The sequence below is a fragment of the Streptomyces sp. NPDC048255 genome, assembly GCF_040652415.1.
Classification (GTDB): domain Bacteria; phylum Actinomycetota; class Actinomycetes; order Streptomycetales; family Streptomycetaceae; genus Streptomyces.
In genome coordinates, this window is the sequence record NZ_JBEZMA010000011.1 from 25,648 (window position 1) to 42,515 (window position 16,868).

Annotated in this window: 16 protein-coding genes; 8 read left to right on the top strand and 8 right to left on the bottom strand. The window is 72.7% G+C overall.

Going from position 1 to position 16,868, the window contains the following annotated elements:
• Nucleotides 1-14: 14 nt before the first annotated feature.
• Nucleotides 15-1,412 (top strand): gluconate:H+ symporter, encoded by a 1,398-nt coding sequence (locus tag AB0D94_RS12000; protein ID WP_362049589.1) that lies wholly within the window; start codon nucleotides 15-17, stop codon nucleotides 1,410-1,412.
• A 6-nt stretch (nucleotides 1,413-1,418) separates the two neighbouring features.
• Here AB0D94_RS12000 and AB0D94_RS12005 read toward each other — a convergent pair whose 3' ends face one another.
• The 6 genes from AB0D94_RS12005 to AB0D94_RS12030 all read right to left on the bottom strand — a co-directional run bounded on the left by AB0D94_RS12005 (nucleotide 1,419) and on the right by AB0D94_RS12030 (nucleotide 7,385).
• Nucleotides 1,419-2,468 carry a hypothetical protein gene (locus AB0D94_RS12005; RefSeq protein ID WP_362049592.1) on the bottom strand — a complete coding sequence of 350 codons (1,050 nt, stop codon included), beginning with the start codon at nucleotides 2,466-2,468 and terminating at the stop codon, nucleotides 1,419-1,421.
• Between the two features lie 108 nt (nucleotides 2,469-2,576).
• Nucleotides 2,577-4,016, bottom strand: a complete 1,440-nt coding sequence (locus AB0D94_RS12010) for a cytochrome P450 (RefSeq protein ID WP_362049595.1) — start codon at nucleotides 4,014-4,016, stop codon at nucleotides 2,577-2,579.
• Between the two features lie 319 nt (nucleotides 4,017-4,335).
• Entirely contained in the window at nucleotides 4,336-4,995 is a 660-nt protein-coding gene (locus AB0D94_RS12015; RefSeq protein ID WP_362049598.1) for a class I SAM-dependent methyltransferase, read from the bottom strand.
• 104 nt (nucleotides 4,996-5,099) lie between these two features.
• Entirely contained in the window at nucleotides 5,100-5,930 is an 831-nt protein-coding gene (locus tag AB0D94_RS12020; protein ID WP_362049601.1) for a GNAT family N-acetyltransferase, read from the bottom strand.
• Between the two features lie 102 nt (nucleotides 5,931-6,032).
• The gene (locus AB0D94_RS12025) at nucleotides 6,033-6,302 is read right to left on the bottom strand and encodes a protealysin inhibitor emfourin (RefSeq protein WP_362049605.1); all 270 of its coding nucleotides are present in this window, start codon (nucleotides 6,300-6,302) and stop codon (nucleotides 6,033-6,035) included.
• Between the two features lie 9 nt (nucleotides 6,303-6,311).
• Entirely contained in the window at nucleotides 6,312-7,385 is a 1,074-nt protein-coding gene (locus tag AB0D94_RS12030; RefSeq protein ID WP_362049608.1) for a M4 family metallopeptidase, read from the bottom strand.
• Between the two features lie 366 nt (nucleotides 7,386-7,751).
• On the opposite strand from AB0D94_RS12030, the gene leuA reads away from it, so the two are divergent.
• Complete coding sequence (gene leuA, locus AB0D94_RS12035) at nucleotides 7,752-9,515, top strand: 2-isopropylmalate synthase (protein ID WP_362049611.1); 1,764 nt, start codon at nucleotides 7,752-7,754, stop codon at nucleotides 9,513-9,515.
• A 90-nt stretch (nucleotides 9,516-9,605) separates the two neighbouring features.
• Here the strand turns inward: leuA and AB0D94_RS12040 are convergent, their stop codons facing one another.
• On the bottom strand, nucleotides 9,606-10,364 hold the full coding sequence (locus AB0D94_RS12040; protein ID WP_362049614.1) for an SDR family NAD(P)-dependent oxidoreductase: 759 nt from the start codon (nucleotides 10,362-10,364) through the stop codon (nucleotides 9,606-9,608).
• Nucleotides 10,365-10,545: 181 nt separating this feature from the next.
• Here AB0D94_RS12040 and AB0D94_RS12045 point away from each other — a divergent pair, with 181 nt between their 5' ends.
• The 6 genes from AB0D94_RS12045 (at nucleotide 10,546) to AB0D94_RS12070 (ending at nucleotide 16,346) form a co-directional block, all read left to right on the top strand.
• Nucleotides 10,546-11,241 carry a TerB family tellurite resistance protein gene (locus tag AB0D94_RS12045; protein WP_362049617.1) on the top strand — a complete coding sequence of 232 codons (696 nt, stop codon included), beginning with the start codon at nucleotides 10,546-10,548 and terminating at the stop codon, nucleotides 11,239-11,241.
• Between the two features lie 634 nt (nucleotides 11,242-11,875).
• Nucleotides 11,876-13,483 carry a nucleobase:cation symporter-2 family protein gene (locus AB0D94_RS12050; protein ID WP_362049620.1) on the top strand — a complete coding sequence of 536 codons (1,608 nt, stop codon included), beginning with the start codon at nucleotides 11,876-11,878 and terminating at the stop codon, nucleotides 13,481-13,483.
• An 87-nt stretch (nucleotides 13,484-13,570) separates the two neighbouring features.
• Entirely contained in the window at nucleotides 13,571-14,317 is a 747-nt protein-coding gene (gene recO / locus AB0D94_RS12055) for a DNA repair protein RecO (protein WP_362049623.1), read from the top strand.
• Between the two features lie 11 nt (nucleotides 14,318-14,328).
• Complete coding sequence (locus AB0D94_RS12060; RefSeq protein WP_362049626.1) at nucleotides 14,329-15,150, top strand: isoprenyl transferase; 822 nt, start codon at nucleotides 14,329-14,331, stop codon at nucleotides 15,148-15,150.
• 21 nt (nucleotides 15,151-15,171) lie between these two features.
• The gene (locus AB0D94_RS12065; RefSeq protein WP_362049629.1) at nucleotides 15,172-15,747 is read left to right on the top strand and encodes a hypothetical protein; all 576 of its coding nucleotides are present in this window, start codon (nucleotides 15,172-15,174) and stop codon (nucleotides 15,745-15,747) included.
• A 68-nt stretch (nucleotides 15,748-15,815) separates the two neighbouring features.
• Complete coding sequence (locus AB0D94_RS12070; protein ID WP_362049632.1) at nucleotides 15,816-16,346, top strand: SMI1/KNR4 family protein; 531 nt, start codon at nucleotides 15,816-15,818, stop codon at nucleotides 16,344-16,346.
• 85 nt (nucleotides 16,347-16,431) lie between these two features.
• Here the strand turns inward: AB0D94_RS12070 and AB0D94_RS12075 are convergent, their stop codons facing one another.
• Entirely contained in the window at nucleotides 16,432-16,860 is a 429-nt protein-coding gene (locus AB0D94_RS12075; RefSeq protein ID WP_362049635.1) for a transcriptional repressor, read from the bottom strand.
• Nucleotides 16,861-16,868 lie beyond the last annotated feature (8 nt).

Here is a 16,868-nt window from a genome sequence, read left to right on the forward strand (position 1 = left end):
AAGGAATCGTCACCGTGACCAGTCTCAGCGTCGAGACACTGGCAGCGGCCGGCACCGGACCGATCACCACGGCCGGGAACACCCAGCTGGGCATCGCCGTCCTCGCGGGAATCGCCGTCATCGTCCTGCTCATCACCCGCCTCAAGATGCACGCCTTCCTGGCGCTGACGGTCGGCTCGCTCGCCCTCGGGGCCTTCGCGGGCGCGCCGCTCGCCAAGACCATCGCCAGTTTCACGGCCGGCCTCGGCTCGACCGTCGCGGGCGTGGGCATGCTGATCGCGCTCGGCGCGATCCTCGGCAGACTGCTGGCGGACTCCGGCGGCGCGGACGAGATCGTCGACACGATCCTGGCCCGGGCCAAGGGGCGGGCCATGCCCTGGGCGATGGTGCTGATCGCCTCGGTGATCGGGCTGCCGCTCTTCTTCGAGGTCGGCATCGTGCTGCTGATCCCGGTGGTCCTGCTGGTGGCCAAGCGGGGCAACTACTCCTTGATGCGCATCGGGATCCCGGCACTGGCCGGCCTGTCCGTGATGCACGGGCTGGTCCCGCCGCACCCCGGCCCGCTCGTCGCCATCGACGCGCTCGACGCGAACCTGGGCGTCACCCTCGCACTCGGCGTGCTCGTGGCCGTCCCGACCGTGATCATCGCCGGGCCGCTGTTCTCCCGGTACGCGGCGCGGTGGGTGGACATCCCGGCCCCCGAGCGCATGATCGCGCAGCGGCCCTCCGCGGAGCTGGAGCACCGCCCCCGGTTCGGGGCGACCGTCTTCACCGTGCTGCTGCCGGTGGCCCTGATGCTGGTCAAGGCCCTGGTCGACATCGTCGTCAACGACCCCGCCAACGCGGTGCAGCGGGTCACCGACGTCATCGGCTCGCCGCTGATCGCCCTGCTCGCGTCCGTGCTGGTGGGCATGTTCACCCTCGGCCGGGCGGCCGGCTTCACCAAGGAGCGGCTCTCGACCACGGTGGAGAAGTCCCTGGCCCCGATCGCCGGCATCCTGCTGATCGTGGGCGCGGGCGGCGGCTTCAAGCAGACCCTCATCGACGTGGGCGTCGGCCAGATGATCCTGGACCTGTCGAAGAACTGGGCGATACCGACCCTGCTGCTGGCCTGGCTGATCGCCGTGGCCATCCGGCTGGCCACGGGATCGGCCACCGTGGCGACCATCTCCGCGGCCGGTCTGGTGGCCCCGCTCGCCGCGGGGATGTCCACCACCGAGACCGCTCTGCTGGTCCTCGCCATCGGGTCCGGCTCGCTGTTCTTCAGCCACGTCAACGACGCCGGGTTCTGGCTGGTCAAGGAGTACTTCGGCATGACCGTCGGTCAGACCCTGAAGACGTGGTCGGTGATGGAGACCATCATCTCGGTGGTCGGCCTCGGCTTCGTCCTGCTGCTGTCGCTGGTCCTGTAGCGGCGCTCAGCGCGGCCGGCGCGCCTCTCCGAGCTGCGCCGCCGCCAGATTGAAGCCGTCCGCCGCGATGGCGCAGCGGCCCGCGAGGGTCCTGACCTCGGTGCGCAGTACGTCGGCCCCCCGGCCCCGCCAGGCCGGCGCGGCAGCCGCCGCCCGCAGCCGCACCGCGTGGGAGCGCAGCGCCGCCGCGTGGGAGCGCAGACTGCCGGGCCGTTCCGGGTACCGATCCGGACACGGCCGCGCGTACGAGTGCGCGTACGGGTGCGGGGTCGGTGCCGGTGGCGGGAGCGCCCTCAGGGGGCGGGGATCGGGCGCGGGCGTGGACGGGGGCTGGGGCTGGGGCTGGGGCTGGGGCTGGGGCTGGGGCTGGGGCGATTGGTCGGCGGGCGCCCCGGCACCGCGGTCGCAGAAGGCCCGGAAGGCGGCGCCCAGCCCGAGGAGGGGTTCGGCGGGCACGGCCCGGCCGGTGGCGACCTGCCAGCCGGCGTGGTCGTTGAAGGGGTTCGCGTCGGTCAGGGCGTTCCAGGCCAGGATGTCGGCGAAGGCCGGGGTCAGCAGCGAGAAGGCGGGCCCGGCGCCCCGGTCGCGCACGAGGCCCCGGAACAGCCGGGCGGCCTCCGCCTGCCGGCCCTCCTCGACGGCCTTCAGGACCGCCGCCGCGCCGGGGTCGCCGAGGAGGTCGGGGCGGGCCGCGCTCTCGGCCCGGATCCGGACGCGGAGTCCGCAGACGGCGACGGTGACCGCGAGGCTCTCGCGGCCCGTCAGCATCCCGGCGAGCCTTCCGGCCCGCGCCACCCCCCGGCCGCGCGGGGCCCAGCCGAGGCCCGACGGATCGGTGAGGGTGCGCAGCAGGGTGCGCCAGCCGAGCCTGCGGCGGCCGCCGCGGGCGAGGGCGGTCGCGGGCAGCCGGCCGCCGAGGGCCAGCCCCGAGGCGTAGCGGGCGGCCTCGCCGACCGCGTCGGCGGCCTCGGCGAGTTCACGGCACAGGTCGACGAGCAGGTCGGTGTCCACGTCGGTGGAGGCGGCGTTGGACGCGGCGGTCGCGGCGTCGGGCATGGGATCCTCGCGTGGTTCGGCAGGGGTCGGGGGGCGGTGGACTGGGCCGCGGCGGCTGGGGCGCGGCGGGTACGGGGGCGGCGGCGGTACGGGGTCGGCGGGTCCAGGTCAGCGGCGGGTGAGGGTGAGCCGGATGGCGTGCGGATCGAGCGTCGTGGGCAGCGGTCCCACCGGGTCCAGGACCGGCCGGGACCTCCCGACGCGGTGGCCCCGTAGCACCTCGGCGCAGAACGCGGCCGTGACCAGCAGGCCCAGCTGGTCACCCGGGCAGCGGCCGCCGCCGTGGCCGAAGGGCGCCATCCGGAGGTCCTGGTCGGCGTCCGGGTTCTTCCACCGGCCCGGTACGAAGACGTGCGCGGCCGGGACCCGTTCGGGGTCTCGCTGGTGGAACGCGGCGGGCAGCAGTACGGAGGTGCCGGCCGGGTAGCGCACGCCGCGCCACTCGGTCTCGGTGCGGGTGGTCCGGACCAGGTCGGGCACCACCGGGTACAGGCGCAGTGATTCCCTTACGCACGCCCGCAGTCGGCGCAGTTCGCCCCGGGCCGCGTCACCCGCGGCCTCCGCGGCGGCCGCGTCCTGCTCGGCTGGGTGCGCGCCGAGCAGGAGCAGGGTGCGCAGCAGGGTGGCCGGCAGGGATTCCATGGCCAGCAACCACTGTCGGGCCTGGCCGAAGGGGTCGGCGACGGCGGCGGGCCCGGTGTGCCGGGCGGCCCGCCCCAGGAGGGTGCCGGGGCCGGCGTGGCGGGCGTACTCCCGGATGCGGTGTGCGGCGCGGGCCCGGCTCTTGGCCCGGGACTGCCCGAGCCAGACCGCGAGTTCCTCGTCGCCGGCGGCGGCCTCGCCGAGGACGATCCGGCGGGCGGCGCGGCCCACGGCGTGGCGGGCGCGGGCGAATTCCAGGGTGCCGGAGGCGGTCAGGTGCCGGGCCTCCTCGGCCACGGCCGTCAGGAAGGCGGCGCAGGAGGGGTGTACGGGGACGCCCGCGGCGAGCACCTCCTCGCTGGCCAGCCGCTGCTCGCGGCCGGGTCCGGCGTGGGGGCAGCCGAGGCCGGCGGGCTGCGGCGGGTCGGCCGCGAGGACGCTCACGGGTTCGGCGTAGAACCGGCGCACGTCCCCGGGGGCGAGGAGGACGAGCACCGTCCGGCCGGAGCGGGCGCGTACGAGGACGGGCTCGTCCCCGCGCCGGGCCCGCAGGGCGCGCAGGACGGCGGCGGAGGCGCGGGCCGTGCCGGGGCGGGGGCGGGCGGGCACGAAGCCGCGGACGAGCGCGGCGGCACGCGGAAGCGATTCCTTTACGGATGTCCGCCGGCCGGGAGTTGCCGCGCCCAGCGACGGCACGGCCGGACCGCGGTCCGCGACCGGTGTCCCGCCCCGGGGCGACCGGCCGGCTCCTCCGGCGGCCGGGCGGAAGCGGCCGTACCCGGCGACGGGCGGACCGCTCCCCCGGGCATCCTCGGGCGCGGGCCGCACCGGCAGCCAAGTGCGCTCCGCGAGGGCCCGTACCCGGGCCCTGAGCCCGTCGAGGGCGACCCCTTGGACCGTACGCATCCGTGTACCTCCGCAGCGGGAACATCAACGGTCGGCGACATCGGCATCACCGTACGTCGCTCCCGCGAGCCGCGCGCCCCGAGTGCCGGGCCCCCTCCGAGCGGACAGGAGGGACGGGGCGGACCGGACGGACAGGGCCACAGCACCAGGGAGTGCCGTCAAAGTGGCGTCGGCCGCCCGGAGGGCGGTGCTGGTGGGGTCTGGTGCGTGCGATCGCAAGGCGGAGGAGGGAGTCGATGCGGAGCATCGGCGACCGACGACAACGCGGCGAGCGTGCGTGCCGGACCCCACCAGCCAGACGGCACTTCGACGACACGACCTAGCGCAGGCGCCGGACCTTGAGCACGTTGTCCGGGCGGGTGCCGGCGCTGCCGTCGGGGGCCTTCATGGGCTGTACGTGTTCCTCCGCGAGCAGGACCTCCCAGCCGCCCTCCGGGAGCTCCAGCTGCTCCAGGACCTCCTCGGGGGTGGGGAACGCGAGGCCCGAGTGAGCGTCCGGGGCCCACGACGGGCCGCCCGCGTGGCCGACGACCAGGAGGACCCCGCCGGGGGCCACCGCGGCGGCGGCCGTGCGCAGGATCCGGGGCCGCGGGAACTCCCCGTACGTGTGCAGGAAGCAGGCCGACACGAGGTCGAACTCCCCCTCGGGGAAGGACTCCGCGAAATCGTGCCGCTGCCACTCGACCCGCTCGGCCACCCCCGCCTCGGCGGCGTGCGCGGCCGCCCGGCCCAGGGCCACGCCGGAGATGTCGGTCGCGGTGACCTGCCAGCCCTGCCGGGCCAGCCACACCGCGTCGGCCCCTTCGCCGCACCCGAGGTCCAGGGCGCGGCCGGGGGCCAGGCCCTGGACCTCCCGCACCAGGACGGCGTTGGCGTTGCCGCTCCACATCCGGTCGCTCTCGCGGTAGCGGTCGTCCCAGAACTCCTGGCCCCCCTCGGGCTGGGTCTCGTGCGTGTGCGTGTGCGCGTGCTCGGTCACGGCGGCCTCTTTCCGTCTGCGTGGCTGTGCCGCCGATGCTCCGCCGAGGGGGTCCGGGAGGCAAACATCTTTGCCGTTTCCGCAAAAGCGCCCCCCGGGTCCGGCTATGCCTCCGGCGGCTCGGCGATCAGGGCCGTCGCCACCCGGCGGAAGCCGATGCGGGCGTAGACGCGGGCCACGTCCTCGTCGCCCGCGGAGAGGAAGACCGTACGGATCCCGCTCGTACGGGCCCGCGCGACCAGGGCCGCCGTCACCCCGAGGGCCAGCCCTTGGCGCCGCGCCGCGGGCAGGGTGCCGACGGCCACCACCTCGGCGACGTCGCCGACCGGGTTGTACAGGCCCGAGCACAGCACCACGCCGTCCCGGGCGGCCGCCGCCATGACCGTACGGCCCGACGCCAGCATTCCGGAGACCCGGGCCCGGCGGGCCTGCGCCTCAGGAGCCGCCGTCGCCGCCGCCAGTTCGGTCGGGCCGGCCTCGCCCACCGCCGTTCCCGGGGCCGCGAAGGCAAGGGCGGGGACCGTGACCGCCGCCGTCAGCAGCGGGTCGTCCGCGCCGAGCAGGCGTACGTCCGGATGGGCGGGGACGGCCGCGGCCGCCGGGTCCAGGACCATCAGGGGGTGCGCGTGGACGTGCAGTCCCGCCGCCTCCACCGCGGCCCGGAGCGCCGGGCTGGTTTCGGCCACCCATTCGAAGGCCTCCGGGACCTTCAGCTCCCGCTGGCGGGCCCGCACCCGCTCCACGTCGGCGGCCGTCGCCTCCGGGCCGCCGAGCGCGGGCCGCGCGTAGTACGGCCAGCCCGCGCCCTCCTGGACGAACAGCGTCAGCGGGCCGAAGTCCTCGGCCCGCGCCCCGCCCGCCCGCGGCACCGTGTCGTAGTACCGCTCCAGCTCGGACAGTTTCCCGCCGGCCCCGTTGATCTTGTGGTTGGACATCGGGCCATCCAAGCAAAGCGGTGCCGTCCGGACACCTCCTTTAAGCGCCCGGCCTCTGCGCCCGGTCTCAGTGCCCGGCCCGGCGCCCTGTTCAGCGCCCTTTCAGGCGCCCTCCTTCAGCACGCGCGAGATCAGCGCCCGCTGGGCGTCCGACAGGTGCGGCTCCTGGCAGGACACCGTCCGCCCGTCCACCGTGATCCGGTACGAGAACCCGTCCCGCACCCGGTCCGCCCCGTGCCCCGGCGGACCCGGCCGCAGGGCCAGCTGGGCCAGGGCCCGCCACTCGTCCTCGTCGGGCCGGTCCGAGGTGTCCACCTCGGCCCGGCGCTCGATGCCCGCGAAGCCACCCGTCCTGATCACCAGAATGCGCATGGGGACCGTTTACCCGGCCAGCGGGACGCCCACCGCCGACCACGCCTTCTGGAGGGCCTGGTGCTCCGCGCCCCCGTCCCCGTACCGGGTCACGGCCGCCGCCACCGACAGCCGGGCGAAGTCCGCGAAGTCCGCGTCCGGGGCCAGCTCCCCGCCCGTGAGGGTGTCGTACCAGATCTGGCCCGCCCGCTCCCAGGCCTTGCCGCCCAGCTCGGTCGCGGCGATGTAGAAGGCGTGGTTGGGGATGCCGGAGTTGATGTGCACACCGCCGTTGTCGCGGGAGGTCCGCACGTAGTCGTCCATCGTCGCGGGCTGCGGGTCCTTGCCGAGCTCGTCGTCGTCGTACGCGGTCCCCGGCGCCTTCATCGACCGCAGTGCGACCCCGCTCACCTCGGGCCCCAGCAGCCCCGCCCCGATCAGCCAGTCCGCCTCCTCCGCCGTCTGCTCCAGCGAGTACTGCTTGATCAGTGAGCCGAAGACGTCGGACATCGACTCGTTCAGGGCGCCGGACTGCTGGTAGTACTCGAGGTTCGCCGTGTACTGGGTGACTCCGTGGGTCAGCTCGTGGCCGATGACGTCGAGCGACACCGTGAAGTCGAGGAAGAGGTCCCCGTCCCCGTCGCCGAAGACCATCTGCTGCCCGTCCCAGAAGGCGTTGTTGTAGTCCTCGCCGTAGTGGACGGTCGCGTCCAGGGCCAGCCCGGCATCGTCGATCGAGCGCCGCCCGAACCCCTTCAGGAACAGCTCGAACGTCGCGCCGAGCCCGGCGTACGCGCGGTTGACGGTGGCGTCCTTGCCCGCGGGGTCGCCCTCCGCGCGGACCTTCTTGCCGGGCAGCTGGGTGCGGTGCTGCGCGTCGTAGACCGTGCGGTTCGGATCGTCGGAGCCGGCAGCGCCCAGAGCGGGGGCGATCCCCCGGACGGTGGTGATCCGGCGGCGGGTGCGCAGGAGGGCGTCACGTTCGAGGGTGCGCTGGGCGAGACCGGCGCGCCGGGCGTCCTCGGACCGGGCGATCTTGTCGAGGAGGTGCGGGGGCACGACGGTGCAGAAGACGGGGTGGCGGTGGGTACGGGAGGCATCCATGCCCGGCAATGTGGCAGTGGGTCATGCCGCTGTCACTAGTTGCGACCATGATTCATTCACCTGTCTGAAAGACGTGACATGGAGTTGACGGATCCACCTGACCCGGGCGGGACAGAAGAGGCCTAGCTCACATTCGGTACAAAACGGACGCCTGGGTCTTGCATACTGAAACAGGTCCTCGCGTCACGGCGCGGCTCGGCTAGGCTCGGTCCATCATGCGTTTCGGGCTGCTTCTCCTTAGCTGCCGCGGCGAGGGTCTGTAGTCGTAGGCCGACCCCCTCCCCGCGGAGTTTGGTGTTGCGGTTTTTACGACCGCCGTCGGCCGTCCCAGCGAACTACACGCGGACACGCGAGGAGCCCAACGCCATGAGCCAGCAGCCTTTTGTCGGTCGCCCCACGCCCATCACCAACGCGACCCACACCCAGAAGTCCTCCGGGATGCCGATCCACAAGTACGGCCAGTACGAGCAGGTGGACATCCCGGACCGCACCTGGCCGGACGCCCGCGTCACCAAGGCTCCCCGCTGGCTCTCCACCGACCTGCGCGACGGCAACCAGTCGCTGATCGACCCGATGACCCCCGCCCGCAAGCGCGAGATGTTCGACCTGCTGGTGCGCATGGGCTACAAGGAGATCGAGGTCGGCTTCCCGTCCTCCGGCGAGACCGACTTCGCCTTCGTGCGCTCCATCATCGAAGAGGGCGCGATCCCGGACGACGTCACCATCTCCGTACTGACCCAGGCCCGCGAGGACCTGATCGAGCGGACCGTGGAGTCCCTGGTCGGCGCCAAGCGCGCCACCGTCCACCTGTACAACGCGACCGCGCCGACCTTCCGCCGGGTCGTCTTCCGCGGCTCCAAGGAGCAGATCAAGCAGATCGCCGTCGACGGCACCCGCCTGGTCATGGAGTACGCCGGGAAGCTGCTGGGCCCCGAGACCACCTTCGGCTACCAGTACAGTCCGGAGATCTTCACCGACACCGAGCTGGACTTCGCCCTGGAGGTCTGCGAGGCCGTCTGCGACGTCTGGCAGCCGGCCGAGGGCCGCGAGATCATCCTGAACCTGCCCGCCACCGTGGAGCGCTCGACGCCCTCCACCCACGCGGACCGCTTCGAGTGGATGGCCCGCAACCTGACCCGCCGCGAGCACATCTGCATCTCCGTGCACCCGCACAACGACCGCGGCACCGCCGTCGCCGCCGCCGAGCTGGCCCTGATGGCCGGCGCCGACCGCATCGAGGGCTGCCTGTTCGGCCAGGGCGAGCGCACCGGCAACGTCGACCTGATCACCCTGGGCATGAACCTGTTCTCCCAGGGCATCGACCCGCAGATCGACTTCTCGCAGATCGACGAGATCCGCCGCACCAGCGAGTACTGCAACCAGATGGAGGTCCACCCGCGCCACCCCTACGCGGGCGACCTGGTCTACACCGCCTTCTCCGGCTCCCACCAGGACGCCATCAAGAAGGGCTTCGACGCCATGGAGGCCGACGCGGCCGCCGCGGGCAAGACGGTCGACGACATCGAGTGGGCCGTGCCGTACCTGCCCATCGACCCCAAGGACGTCGGCCGCTCCTACGAGGCCGTCATCCGGGTCAACTCGCAGTCCGGCAAGGGCGGCATCGCGTACGTCCTGAAGAACGACCACAAGCTGGACCTGCCGCGCCGCATGCAGATCGAGTTCTCCCGCATCATCCAGGCCAAGACCGACGCCGAGGGCGGCGAGGTCACGCCGAAGGCGATCTGGGACGTGTTCTCGGACGAGTACCTGCCCAACCCCGAGAACCCGTGGGGCCGCATCCAGCTGCGCTCCGGTTCGACGGCCACCGACAAGGACGGCACGGACACGCTGACCGTCGAGGCGGTCGTCGACGGCGTCGACGCCGTCCTGAACGGCACCGGCAACGGTCCGATCTCCGCCTTCTTCGACGCGCTGGCCGGCATCGGCGTCGACGCCCGCCTGCTGGACTACACCGAGCACACCATGAGCGAGGGCGCCTCCGCCGTGGCCGCCTCGTACATCGAGTGCGCCATCGACGGCCGCGTCCTGTGGGGCATCGGCATCGACGCCAACACCACCCGCGCCTCCCTGAAGGCGGTCATCTCCGCCGTCAACCGCGCGGGCCGCTGAGTCACCCGGCCGCTGCCCCGTCCCTCCACCCGGAGGGGCGGGGCAGCGCCGTTTCCCGGGGGGTGCCCCGTCGGCCGGGCCGGGCGCGGCTCAGCGCGCCAGGTACCCGCCGTCCACCGGGAGCACCACGCCCGTCACGAACGAGGCCGCGTCGGAGGCCAGGAAGGCGATGACCCGGGCCACCTCCTCCGGCTCGCCGAGCCGCCCCATCGGGTGGGCCCCCGCGATCTCCTCCAGGTACTCCGGCCCGCCGGGCTCGTCCTTCAGCGCGAGCACCCGCTCCGTACGGATGGTGCCGGGGGCCACCGCGTTGACCCGGATCCCGTGCGCGGCCCACTCCACCGCGAGGTGCTTGGTCAGCCCCGACGCGACGAACTTCGCCGGCCCGTATGCCGCCTGGCGGGCCTGCCCCGCCACCCCCGAGATCGAGGAGACGCAGACCAGCGCCCCGCCGGGCCGCGGCTGCGCCGTCATCGCCTCGATGGCGTACTTGCAGGTCAGGAACATGCCCCGGCCGTCGATGGCCATGACGTGGTCCCAGTCCTCGGGGCTGGTCTCGCGTACGTCCGAAAGGGGGAGCACCCCGGCGTTCGCCACGGCGACGTCGAGCCGCCCGTACGCGTCGAGGGCGGCGTCGACCATGGCCCGGTTGGCCCGCGGATCGGAGACGTCACCGGTGACCGCGGTGATCCCGTACCCCTCCCCGGCCAGTTGCGCACGCAGGGCCTCGACCCCGGGGCCGTTGACATCGGCGGCGGTCACCCGGGCCCCCGAGCGGGCCAGCAGCAGGGCCGTGGCCCGGCCGATCCCGCTCGCGGCGCCGGTCACCAGACAGGACTTCTCGTTCATGCGGCAGACCCTAGAGAACCGCAGGTCGGGTCGGGGCCGGACGGGGCCGGGGCGGGGGCGCAGTTCGGCCAAGTCCGCGTCGTGGCAGAGGTTGTCTTGTCACACGACTGACGCATCCTCACCGATGTGGCTAACATCACGCCAACCCGGCGATGTTGCCGGAAGGTTACGGAGGTGCGACGTGCTGCCAGTTCGGGGTGGGGACGGCCGGAAGCTGACGGTCTGGGGCATCCGTACCACCTGGAGCACCGTGGGTGACGGGGAGTTCTTCTGCCCCGCCTGCGGTGGGGACCGCAATTACCGCAGGCGGACCGGGCGCCGCCGGTTCACCGTCCTCGGGGTGCCGCTGGTGCCGCGCGGGGAGGCCGGGCCCGTCGTCGAGTGCCAGGGGTGCCGGGAGCGCTTCGGCACCGAGGTCCTCGACCACCTCACGACGACCCGGTTCACGGCGCTGCTGCGCGACGCCGTGCACACCGTGACGCTGGCCGTGCTCGCCGCGGGCGGGACGGCCTCGCAGGGGGCCCTGGAGGCCGCCGTGTGCGCCGTACGGGCCGTGGGCTTCCAGGACTGCACCGAGGAGCAGCTGGAGGCCCTCGTGGAGGCGCTGTCCACCGAGGAGGGCCGGCTCGGCCTGTACGACGTCCCGGAGTGCTGCGGGGCGGCCCTGTCGATAGAGCTCCACGAGGCCCTGGAGCCGCTGGCCCCGCACCTGGCCGGACCGGGCCGCGAATCGATCCTGCTGCAGGGCGCCCGTATCGCGCTCGCGGACGGCCCGTACACCCCGGCGGAGCGCGAGGTCCTCGCCACGGTGGGCGCGGCGCTGCGGATCGGCACGGACGAGGTGGCCCGGCTGCTGTCGGCGGTCCGCGCGCCCTGAGCGCGCGCGGGCGGTGTACGGAGCCTTCCCAGGGCCCGGCGGATCTCCGCCGGGCCCTCGCTCGTGTACGGGCGGGTCCCCGGCGGGCGGCGGCGGACGGTGGCGGGCGCGCCGGAAGCGGCCGAAACGGCCCCGCCGGACGTAACGATCCGGCCGCACGCGACCGGATTCGTACCCTCCGGGCGGGGTGCGGCTGACGGCGGCGGCCGTTTCGGGCCGGGTGCGTCCCACCTGTCGGACAGCCGGAGCGGGGACGGCGGGTTTGCGCACCTGAAGCACATGACCGGGCGTGGCGTGGGCAGTTGGCGTGGGAGTTCGCGACTGCGCGGCCGGAATGCGCCCCTCAGGGGGGTGTCGTGCATACGCCTGTGCGGAAGCCTCCGCAATGGGAGGAATCGACAGATCGAAGATCGCGAAGCGTCAACAATTTGTAGAAGTTGACGATATCTGTGAGTCCCCCCACAGGCGTTCAATTCCGGTCACACGACGAGACGCCGCCCGTAACACAGCGGGGCTTCGATTCACGGTGAACTCCACTGACAACCCTGACGGACCAACGGGTTAGCGACCCACTCCGGCCAGGGACAACCAGATCTCCTCTCACTTACCTACCTCTTTGAAGGGCCAGGCAGAGATGGCACGTGTCGCCGCCCGGCTTTCCGGCAACGGAAAGCAGAGCACCCACCCGGTCGACGAGGTGCTCCCCCTCCCCAAGCTCGCGCTCTACGGCTTCCAGCACGTCCTCGCGTTCTACGCCGGCGCGGTGATCGTCCCGATCATCGTCGGCAACGCGCTGAAACTGAGCCCTGAGCAGCTGGTCTACCTGATCAACGCGGACCTCTTCACCTGCGGTATCGCCTCGATCATCCAGGCCTTCGGCATCGGCCGGATCGGTGCGCGCCTGCCCCTGATCCAGGGCGTGACCTTCACCGCCGTCTCCCCGATGATCGCCATCGGACTCGGCGCGAGCGGCGGGACCGCCGCGCTGCTGGTCATCTACGGCGCGGTCATCACCGCCGGCATCGCGACCTTCGCCTTCGCCTGGCTGCCCGCCAAGGCGTTCCGGGCCGTCATGCGGCTGTTCCCGCCGGTCGTCACCGGCACGGTGATCACCGTGCTCGGCGTGGTCCTGATCCCCGTCGGCCTCAACGACGCGGCGGGCGGCGTCGGCAGCCCCGACTTCGGCGACCCCAAGCACTTCGCCTACGCCGGCGGCACGATGCTCTTCATCCTGATCCTGATGAAGATCGGCAAGCCGTTCCTCTCCAGCATCTCGATCCTCCTCGGCCTGGTCGGCGGCACCGCGGCCGCCTTCCTCCTCGGCGACGCGAAGTTCGGCGACGTCGGCAAGTCGGACTGGATCGGGGTCACCACCCCCTTCCACTTCGGAGTCCCGCAGTTCCAGTGGTTCCCCATCGTCCTGATGCTGATCGTCATGCTGATCACCATGGTCGAGACGACCGGTGACACCTACGCGGTCGGCGAGATCGTCGAGAAGGACATCGACAGCGAGACCGTCGCCCGCGCCCTGCGCGCCGACGGCGCCGCGACCGCCCTCGGCGGCGTCCTCAACTCCTTCCCGTACGTCGCCTTCGCCGAGAACGTCGGCCTGGTGCGGATGACCAAGGTCAAGAGCCGGTTCGTGGTCGTCGCCGCCGGTGTCTTCATGATCGTCCTGGGTCTGCTGCCCAAGGCCGCCGCGATCGTCGCCGCCGTCCCGCACGGGGTCCTCGGCGGCGCCGCGACCGTCATGTTCGGCATGGTCGCCCTGGCAGGCATCCAGACCCTGGGCAAGGTGGACCTCAAGGAGGAGAAGAACGCGCTGATCGTCGGCGTCTCCCTCGCCTTCGCCCTGCTCCCGGCGACCGTCCCGGTCTTCTTCTCCAAGCACCTGGACGCGGACCTGTCCTCGCTGCTCAACAGCGGTGTCACCCTCGGTGCCACGGCGGCCATCGTCCTCAACCTGCTCTTCAACGGCCCGGCCAAGGACGACGCGCACGGCGTGGCCGCCGCCACCGAGGCCGCCACCGGCCTGGCCGTGGAACCCGCCGCCGAGGCCGCCACCGGCCTGGCCGTGGAACCCGCCGCCGAAGCCGAAGCCGACGCGGAATCCGCCGCCGAACCCGACGCCGAGGCGGTCGCCGCGGTGGTCCCCGCCCAGGCTGCGGCCCCCGCGGCCGGAGCCGAGAAAGCGTCCGGTTCCAAGAAGGCGGACGACGCGGAACCGTCCTCCGCCACCTGATCCTCCCAAGGGGTGCTGGCCCCTCGCCCGGACCCCCGTCCCGGGCGAGGGGCCTTCGCTGTCCGCGCGGCAGGCGACAATGGGCCCATGAGTCTGTTCCGCGACGACGGCATCGTGCTGCGCACCCAGAAGCTGGGTGAGGCGGACCGCATCATCACGCTGCTGACCCGGGGCCACGGCCGGGTACGGGCCGTCGCCCGCGGGGTCCGGCGCACCAAATCCAAGTTCGGGGCCGGGCTGGAACCTTTCTCCCACGCCGACGTGCAGTTCTTCGCCCGCGGCAGCGAGCTCATCGGCCGCAGCCTCCCGCTCTGCACCCAGACCGAGATCATCGCCCCGTACGGCAACGGCATCGTCACCGACTACGCCCGCTACACCGCCGGCACCGCCATGCTGGAGACCGCCGAGCGGTTCACCGAGAACGAGGGCGAACCCGCCGTCCAGCAGTACCTGCTCCTCGTAGGGGCGCTGCGGACGCTCTCCCGCGGCGAACACGAACCGCACCTCATCCTCGACGCCTTCCTGCTGCGCTCCCTCGCCGTCAACGGCTACGCGCCCAGCTTCGACGACTGCGCCAAGTGCGGGATCCACGGTCCCAACCGGCACTTCTCCGTCGCCGCGGGCGGGGTCATATGCGGGGACTGCCGGGTACCGGGCAGCGTCGTACCCTCGTCGGAGGCCATCGCCCTGCTGAGCGCACTGCTGACGGGCGACTGGGGCCATGCCGACGCGTGCGAGGCGCGTCACGTGCGGGAGGGCAGCGGGCTGGTCTCCGCCTATTTGCACTGGCATCTGGAGCGCGGGCTACGCTCCCTGCGATACGTCGAGAAATAGGAGCTGGGCACATGGCACGACGCGGGATTCTGGGACGCTCTCGCCGCGAGTACAAGGTTCCCGAGCCGCACCCGTCCGGTGAGCGCCCGCCGAAGATCCCCGGCGAGCTCGTCCCCAACCACGTCGCCGTGGTCATGGACGGCAACGGCCGCTGGGCCAAGGAGCGCGGCCTGCCGCGCACCGAGGGCCACAAGGTCGGCGAAGGCGTCGTGCTGGACGTGCTCAAGGGCTGCCTGGAGATGGGCGTCAAGAACCTCTCCCTGTACGCCTTCTCGACGGAGAACTGGAAGCGCTCGCCCGACGAGGTGCGCTTCCTGATGAACTTCAACCGCGACGTGATCCGGCGCCGCCGCGACGAGATGAACGAGCTGGGCATCCGCATCCGCTGGGTCGGCCGCATGCCGAAGATGTGGAAGTCGGTCGTCCAGGAGCTCCAGGTCGCGCAGGAGCAGACCGTCGACAACGACGCCATGACCCTGTACTTCTGCGTGAACTACGGCGGCCGCGCGGAGATCGCGGACGCGGCGCAGGCCATCGCCCGCGACGTGGCGGCGGGCCGGCTGGACCCGTCGAAGGTCAACGAGAAGACCTTCGCGAAGTACATGTACTACCCGGACATGCCGGACGTGGACCTGTTCCTGCGTCCGAGCGGTGAGCAGCGCACGTCCAACTACCTGCTCTGGCAGAGCGCGTACGCCGAGATGGTCTTCCAGGACGTGCTGTGGCCGGACTTCGACCGGCGCAACCTGTGGGCGGCCTGCCTGGAGTACGCCCAGCGCGACCGCCGCTTCGGCGGCGCGGTCCCGAACCAGGCCGAGGGCTCCAAGGGCTGACCCTGTCGCTATCCTCGCCGGATGAACACGGGTGGGGATCACAGACAGCAGGCAGAACAGGGCGAACAGGCCGAGCCGGCCGGGCAGACGGAGGAGCAGGTCGCCTTCGTCTACCGGCCGACGCTCGCCGACATCCAGGGGGCCGTGCAGGCCCGGGCCCGCCGTACGGCTGCGGGCCGGGCGGAGACGCTCCTGCTCCCGGTGCTGACGGTCCTCGCCGTGGTGGGGCTCTGCCTGTTCCGGGGGACGCTGCCGGTCGTGACCGCGGTCTCGGTGGTGCCGGCCCTGGCCGTCGCGCTCTGCGGTGTCGTGTGGATCCGGCGCACCATGGCCCGCCAGATGTACTCCGTGGTGGGGCAGTACGGCCAGTGCCGCACGGTGGCCGACGAACGGGGCACCGCGACCACGGGCGAGACCATGTCCTTCACGACCGACTGGAAGCTCTTCCCGCACTACATCGAGACCCCGGAGCTGTTCGTCCTCGTCGGGGGCACGCGCGCGGCCGCCGTGGGGGTGCTGCCGAAGCGCGGCGCCCAGCAGCCCGCCGACGTCGACCGCCTGCGGGCGATCCTGGACCGGAACCTGCGCAGGCTCTAGGGAGCGTCGGCATAGGGGCGCAGGCCGCCCGGCGCAAGAGTGTCAGTGGGGGCCGTTAGCCTGCGGGGATGATCAGCACCACCGGCGACGACCGCCGCTTTCCCCCCGCCCTGGCCGAGGTGTCCCGGGTCGAGTTCGACTACGGCGACGAGGGCGAGGGCGTCGACTTCTCGCCCTACGAGGCCTTCGAGTCCGCCGAGGAGACCACCGACTGGCTGCGCCACTGGACGGCGAACCACGAGCTCGACGGCGACGCCTACCGGGTCTTCGGCCAGGACGGCTCCGGCGGGCTCGCCGCCGTCTGGTGCGTGCGGGCGGGGCGGCCCCTCGCCGAGCAGCCCGTGGTGTTCCTGGGGTCGGAGGGCGAGTGCGGGGTGGTGGCCGGGGACCTGTCCGGCTTCCTGTGGGTGCTGGCCGACGGCTTCGGGCCGCGGGAGGCCGCCCTGCACGCGGAGCGTGAGGCACGCCCGGACGCGGCCCTGACCGCGATCGCCGAGCGGCACGCGACCACCCCGCGCCGGCCGGCCCGGGAGATCATCACCGAGGCGCAGGCGGAGTTCGCGACCTTCGAGGACGACCTCTTCGAGCTCTGCCGCTGAGGCGCGGCCCCGGCTGCCGGCCGGTGCGGGAGCCGGCCGGTCGCCGTATGCGGCGGAGCCGGTGCGGGAGCCCCCTGGGGACTCCCTACGCGGCGGCCGCGCAGTCCGCGCAGGTGCCGAAGATCTCCACCGTGTGGCCCACGTTCACGTAGCCGTGCTCGGCCGCGATGGACTCCGCCCACTTCTCCACGGCCGGGCCCTCCACCTCGACGGCCTTGCCGCACTTGCGGCAGACCAGGTGGTGGTGGTGGTCCTCGGTGGAGCAGCGGCGGTAGACGGACTCGCCGTCACTGGTCCGCAGTACGTCGACCTCTCCGGCGTCGGCGAGCGACTGGAGGGTGCGGTAGACGGTGGTCAGGCCCACGGAATCGCCCCGGTGCCGGAGCATGTCGTGCAGTTCCTGGGCACTGCGGAACTCGTCCACCTCGTCCAGCGCCGCCGCCACGGCTGCCCGCTGCCGGGTGGATCGCCCTCGTACTGGCGCGGTATTCATCTCGCCAGGCGCAGTCGCCACCGGTTCCT